The sequence below is a fragment of the Vibrio sp. HI00D65 genome (genome assembly GCF_001635455.1).
Lineage (GTDB): Bacteria > Pseudomonadota > Gammaproteobacteria > Enterobacterales > Vibrionaceae > Vibrio.
The window spans coordinates 1-4,030 of the sequence record NZ_LWEH01000353.1 but is presented as its reverse complement, the minus strand read 5'-3'; the positions used below and the strand labels follow the sequence as shown (position 1 = coordinate 4,030).

Here is a 4,030-nt window from a genome sequence, read left to right as displayed (position 1 = left end):
TCATAATGTTACCTAGTATTTTATATCTGTCGAAGTTTAAACTGTTAGAGTTACGTAGAGCAGGCTATTTTTTACCTCGTCGCTAGTTCGCACTTAACAAACGCTTCAAGACGGATTCGCAACGCGTGGCATTTTTACCATGCGTTGATTTTAGTGATTAAGGTGGTATGCGGAAGCATCGTATTGCGTTGCTCACCACTTAAGCGGGCGTTATGTGCTAAGCGCTGAACTTGGATTAATGTATATAAAAATCAAGGAGTAGTTGATGAAAATTCTCATTGTTGGTGGCAGTAAAGGTCTTGGTAAGTATCTAGCTTCAAATATTCATAATGCTGAAATATATATGATCGCTAGGACAGAGCAAAATGATGAACGAATTTCTAGCTTCAGTATTGATGTTAACCCAGAGAAAAAGCCAGACTACTCGTGCCTTAAGAGTGTTAAGTTCGACATAGTTGTGTACCTAGTTTCTATGTGGGGGGAATCATCAATTCTTACAACTGTAGAGTTAGCTGATTTTATGAACGTTGGCCCACTAGGCTATCTCAACTTAGTTAATGAGCTTCATTCACAAGAGTCACTAAGCGAGAATTGCAGTATTGTCTCAATTGGTTCAACGGCAGAGCTATCTGATAGTACACAGTATCCAGCATTTACATTGAGCAAAAAGCTACTAAAAGATGTTTCAGGTCAGCTCCAAAATATACATCATTGTTATCGTTTTACTCATTTCACGATAGGTGGTATTGGTCAAGGCGAAGAGGAGCGCATAGAATATTTTAGCGTTTTGGAAATCATAAATACGTTAGTTAAAATGGATTCAAACACCTATATTTCAAGTATGCTCATAAAATCAAAGCTTGGCATGTAAAGTACGCACATAACAAAGCATTTAAGAGTGATTCCCAACGCTTGGCATTTTTCATTTCATCGTTGGGTTTTGTGTTTACGGTGGTATGGTTAGGTTTAGTGGTAGCGTTGCTCACACCTTAATGCGGCGTTATATTTTCTTTAGGCTCCTTGTAAATTATGAGTAATGAACCAGTTTCAGGAATAAAACTAAGTCAAATTATTGAACGTAAGTTATCATTTCTTTTAAGTAACGAAATAAGCCCTTGGGATGGTGATAACTATGACTTAGGTGAAAGAGATGCATTACAAAAAATGCTATCTGATTCAGTGCAGATGTCGGAAAAGGAGTTTGAAGAAAAATATTTAGCAGAGGTAAATAGGTTAAAAAAGCGCATTGAAGGAAAGGACTTTTCCGAGAAGGATAACGACGATTACTATGAGTCATTTAGCAACACTTTAGTCTCTATACTCGCCCTCATAAACCCAGCTAACCTTTATGACTTGGAAGATGAGTAGTGAAAATATAACAAGCTGTTTATGGAATGGACGTCTTAATGCTTGGCTGGCGCTCATTCTTCGCTATTATAGCCAAGCTTAATCCGCCCCATAACAGGGCGTTATAAGGCTTGAAGGAATATGGAACTAAATTGTTTAATCGATTCAGAGTTGCTCTATCTAAATCAAAGTTTTGATGATACCTACATCGAAATGTTATTCCTTCTCGATTCCGGACAGAAGGTCAAACTACTTGTTTGTAATAAACATGGTAAAGATATAACTGTTCGCTTTAAGGGGATGCAGCTATCTGCCAGAAAGACGACTTTAAACGACATTCCAACATTGGGTGAAGTTGAAGGAGTATCTTATTTTAAAGGTTCTCTTTCTTTAGAAGGTGACTTTGGACTAATTGAAGTTGATGGTTACGATATTCTCCTGGAGCCCGCCTTATAACAAATTGTTCAAGAGTGATTCGGCACGCGTGGCATTTTTACTATGCGTTAGTTTTAGTTGTTAAGGTGGTATGCGGGAGCTTCGGTATTGCGTGCCTCACACCTTAACAAGGCGTTAGGTGTTTCGAGGTTTTTGATGATTCTGCCAACCTATGAAAGAGAGCATTATCAATTGGATAATGGAGAAGAATTAAATAAGGAATATCCAGACACATTCTGGATCCCTGAAAAAGAAGACAGGGAATCTCTTAAAGTAGGCGATTTGGTAAAGCTAATTTTCAGCATGGAAGAGAACATAGGTTCTGACGAAGTTTCGGTTGAACGTATGTGGGTAGAAATTACAGACGTTTACCCTAATTACTATAAGGGCAAATTAGATAATGATCCTGCTGGCAGTGATTGTGTGCAGTGCGGACAACTTGTCACTTTTCAAGCTTGTCATGTAATAGATATTTACGAAGAAAACACCTAACAAGTGCCTAAACCAAGGACGCAAAACAGTAGGCTTGCGCTCCTTCGTCGCTAATTTTAGCCTGCTATTTTCCGCCTGTTAGGCAAGCGTTATGTGTAATCGAGAGTTCATGGAAAGAATGAAAGTACTTATATCAGGATCCAATGGGTATATTGGTAGTCACGTGACTAAGATGTTTGTCGAGAGTGGCTTTGAAGTTTCAACTTACAGCAGATCTAATGGTGTCTTACCTCTTGCTCGGAAGCTTACCGACGTGCTATCAGATTTCTCTGGTTACTTTGATATCGTTATAAATTGTGCTCGCCCACATTGGTCAGAATTTTCACCGGAGGAAATAGCTGATATAGAGTCCAAGCTGCTCACGCAGCTAGATAGACTAGCGGCTAATGGAGCAACAAAAATCCACACATCAGGCGTTTGGTTATTTGGCAATGCTTCTCACAATGACCTGAAAGAATTTAGGCTTAAGCCTCTAGAGGTGGTGAAACCGGACACAGTTACAATAAGTTGTGTTATCAAAAAGAAGTGGCATGTCGTTTACTGTCCTAGTTTGGTTTATGGTGGTGAAAACTGTCAGCTAAAGCGGATTGTAGACTCCTTATCTGACCAAACTCTCCAAGTAGCGATACCATCTCAAGGTTACAACCAATATATCCATGTTAATGACATCGCTCGATTTTATTTGGCACTGGTTCAAGGTAAACGTCCGGCTACACAACACTTTATTGCTGAGACTAAGGGGTATAGCCCCGAAGCATTTTCTCAATTGCTACTCGACTCTCGAGTCGTAAAGCGGGTTCACGAGTGCAGTTGGAGTGACTTTGAAAAGTACCATGGCTCTTCGGCAGTCGAAATTGAAAAGCTAAATCTTAACCTTCCAATTAGCCCCTTGTTTGAATCGACTGAGTCATTAAGGAAGTACATAGAAAATTACACATAACAAACTGCTTGAGAGGGATTCGCAACGCGTGGCATTTTTACTGTGCGTTGATTTTAGTGATTAAGGTGGTTTGCAGCGGCTTCGGTATTGCGTTGCTCACCCCTTAGCAGGGCGTTATGTGACAATGAGTTGCGTATCATGAATAAAGGTATATAATGCTTTTTTATGATACATAAGTAACTGATATGAAACGTAATAAAGCTATTTTAGCATCAGCTTCCATTTTGTTCACCTTACTTGCAGGCTGTTCACCCGCATCACTTCCATCAGCTGAACTGACTGTACAAGACTACGAAAAAATCAATAGATCTCCGGTACTTGATGAACAAGCTATAAAGCAATTTCAATATGATCTTTATGAATGTGGGACGGACAATGAATTTTGCCAAGGCAAAGTTATGTATAGTTTTTATAATAAAGCGTTCTTATCAGAGGGCTTTTCCCAAGTCCAAACTGCAATCACATACTCCTCTTGGGCAGCAAGCATGAAGAATGCTGAAGTTAATGATGGCGCGATGCTAGTCTTAGCACAAAAATGGGCACAGGCTTTAATGGGAGTATATACTTGCGTTGGTTCAGTTGAATGTACAAATTGGCTTGTGTCTGAACAAGGTGTTTCTGAAGCTCAAATCACTGAGCTTAAAGACATTATCAACAAAGCTAATAGTTAATCGTGTAATTTTCACATAACAATCTGTTTAAGAGTGATTCGCAACGCTTGGCATTTTTGCTATGCGTTGCGTTTTGTGTTTAAGGTGGTATGCGGGAGCTTCGGTATTGCGTTGCTCACACCTTAACAGGGCGTTATATTTTCTT

General features: G+C 39.4%; 6 protein-coding genes. All 6 read left to right on the top strand.

Features of this window, described 5'->3' with window-relative positions; translation table 11 throughout:
* The first annotated feature begins 265 nt into the window (after window positions 1–265).
* The 6 genes from A3712_RS19855 to A3712_RS19830 all read left to right on the top strand — a co-directional run bounded on the left by A3712_RS19855 (window position 266) and on the right by A3712_RS19830 (window position 3,885).
* A complete protein-coding gene (locus A3712_RS19855) occupies window positions 266–871 on the top strand; it encodes a hypothetical protein (RefSeq protein WP_063524738.1) in 606 nt (201 codons plus the stop codon).
* A gap of 158 nt (window positions 872–1,029) precedes the next feature.
* Entirely contained in the window at window positions 1,030–1,368 is a 339-nt protein-coding gene (locus A3712_RS19850) for a hypothetical protein (RefSeq protein WP_063524728.1), read from the top strand.
* 120 nt (window positions 1,369–1,488) lie between these two features.
* Window positions 1,489–1,803, top strand: a complete 315-nt coding sequence (locus A3712_RS19845) for a hypothetical protein (RefSeq protein ID WP_063524737.1) — start codon at window positions 1,489–1,491, stop codon at window positions 1,801–1,803.
* A 135-nt stretch (window positions 1,804–1,938) separates the two neighbouring features.
* Entirely contained in the window at window positions 1,939–2,274 is a 336-nt protein-coding gene (locus A3712_RS19840; protein ID WP_063524721.1) for a DUF2314 domain-containing protein, read from the top strand.
* A 118-nt stretch (window positions 2,275–2,392) separates the two neighbouring features.
* The gene (locus A3712_RS19835; RefSeq protein WP_063524739.1) at window positions 2,393–3,214 is read left to right on the top strand and encodes an NAD-dependent epimerase/dehydratase family protein; all 822 of its coding nucleotides are present in this window, start codon (window positions 2,393–2,395) and stop codon (window positions 3,212–3,214) included.
* Window positions 3,215–3,399: 185 nt separating this feature from the next.
* Window positions 3,400–3,885: a hypothetical protein gene (locus A3712_RS19830; protein WP_063524736.1), complete on the top strand. Its 486-nt coding sequence runs from the start codon at window positions 3,400–3,402 to the stop codon at window positions 3,883–3,885.
* Window positions 3,886–4,030 lie beyond the last annotated feature (145 nt).

What these genes read in the sequence shown, in the direction of transcription:
- A3712_RS19855 (WP_063524738.1), top strand. Translation starts at nt 266, where the DNA reads ATGAAAATTCTCATTGTTGGTGGCAGTAAAGGTCTTGGTAAGTATCTA.
- A3712_RS19850 (WP_063524728.1), top strand. Translation starts at nt 1,030, where the DNA reads ATGAGTAATGAACCAGTTTCAGGAATAAAACTAAGTCAAATTATTGAA.
- A3712_RS19845 (WP_063524737.1), top strand. Translation starts at nt 1,489, where the DNA reads ATGGAACTAAATTGTTTAATCGATTCAGAGTTGCTCTATCTAAATCAA.
- A3712_RS19840 (WP_063524721.1), top strand. Translation starts at nt 1,939, where the DNA reads ATGATTCTGCCAACCTATGAAAGAGAGCATTATCAATTGGATAATGGA.
- A3712_RS19835 (WP_063524739.1), top strand. Translation starts at nt 2,393, where the DNA reads ATGAAAGTACTTATATCAGGATCCAATGGGTATATTGGTAGTCACGTG.
- A3712_RS19830 (WP_063524736.1), top strand. Translation starts at nt 3,400, where the DNA reads ATGAAACGTAATAAAGCTATTTTAGCATCAGCTTCCATTTTGTTCACC.